The sequence below is a fragment of the Phaeobacter sp. CAU 1743 genome, from assembly GCF_039839315.1.
Lineage (GTDB): Bacteria > Pseudomonadota > Alphaproteobacteria > Rhodobacterales > Rhodobacteraceae > Phycobacter > Phycobacter gallaeciensis_A.
The window spans coordinates 1-1365 of the sequence record NZ_JBDOQR010000187.1; the positions used below are offsets into that span (position 1 = coordinate 1).

Consider the following 1365-nt stretch of genomic DNA (forward strand, 5'->3'; position numbering starts at 1 on the left):
AAGGATTGGGAAAAATCCATCGCCAGCGCGGCAGCTTGGGTCACAATCGCACACATCCGCCGCGTCACGCGGATGCTCGCAAGACAATGAATTCACTCGAAAAGTTTTGAATCAGACTCTGAGGTCGTGGCGGGTCTGAATGCGCTGGGCGTCTCGCCTCGGGACATGATCGACATCCTAAAAAGCCTGAAAGCAGCGGGAGCTTTGCACGCGGAGTTCGTTGTGCGCTAAAGCCAGCCAAAGCACATTTCAAAAGCCCGGATCGTTTGCGCGGTCCGGGCTTTTCTTTGGCCATGTCTGCAAAGCGCGTTTTTCGGCTTTGAGCCCCACTTGCCATCGCCGCTCCGGGTTTGAATGAGCGAGAACTGCAACAGCGAGTGAATGACCTGTAAGCCCTTCCGCACATGTCGGTGGCACGGCAAACCGAGAAACTGGGTTCCACAATTAATTTGATCGCGATCAAGTCGGATGTTGCGACCAATCGTTAATCTTTCGCGCAGACAGATTTTCTAGCCTAACCATTTTGATATGAAGGAGAGCAGATTTGGCTACCCCTGAAGAGAAGGGCTGGGACGCCATTATCATCGGCTCTGGCATAGGTGGGATGGCCGCGGCCGCCGCGCTTTCGAAGCTTGGGCACAAGGTCCTTCTTCTGGAGCAGTACCAGACGCTTGGAGGTCTGACCCACAGCTTCTCCATGGAAGGGTTCACTTGGGATGCGGGCATCCACTACCTCAATTGCGTCGCTCCGGAAGATCGCGAGAGCCACATGCTGGACTGGCTGTCGGACACGCCGATTGAGTTCACCTCCATGGGTTCGATTTATGACAACCTGCATATCGGAGATGCGGCGCCGCTGTCCCTGTCGCGACCTTACGAGGCTCAGGAGCGTGATCTTAAGGACCGATTTCCGGGCGAGGCCAGGGCCATCGAAGCGTGGATCGCTGCTCTCAAGGAAGGCAGGCAGGCGTCCTTTACGGCGACTTCTACCCGTGCAATGCCTGAGATCATCGGGTCGGCTATGAAATGGTGGCATAGCCACGCCATCGACCTTTGGTGCAAGCGGACGACGCAAGAGGTTATCGACGAGATCACAGACAACCCCGATCTGGCCGCCGCCTTCGCTGCGCAGTGGTTCGACCATGGCGGCAGACCCAGCAAAGCGAGCTTTGCGATGCATGCCCTGATTACAGGCTCTTACCTTGAGAGCGGCGCCTGGTATCCGTCGGGCGGCGGCGCGGGGGATGTCCCGGTTGATGTTGAAGTTTGCCTGAAGGGTGGCGTTGCTTTCCCTGAGCCGTAGGCTCGGGGTGATCAAACCGAAAGGAAAGCAACACCATGAAGAAGACTACGACATCGCAGGCG

The 1365-nt window shown here is 56.9% G+C and carries 1 protein-coding gene and 2 pseudogenes; all 3 read left to right on the forward strand.

Going from position 1 to position 1365, the window contains the following annotated elements; translation table 11 throughout:
• Positions 1 to 90 (forward strand): annotated as a pseudogene (locus AAFO90_RS24855) (IS5/IS1182 family transposase); the annotation flags it as partial.
• A 27-nt stretch (positions 91 to 117) separates the two neighbouring features.
• A pseudogene (locus tag AAFO90_RS24860) lies at positions 118 to 231 on the forward strand (flagellar basal body P-ring protein FlgI); the annotation flags it as partial.
• 313 nt (positions 232 to 544) lie between these two features.
• Positions 545 to 1303, forward strand: a complete 759-nt coding sequence (locus AAFO90_RS24865; protein ID WP_347511187.1) for an NAD(P)-binding protein — start codon at positions 545 to 547, stop codon at positions 1301 to 1303.
• Positions 1304 to 1365 lie beyond the last annotated feature (62 nt).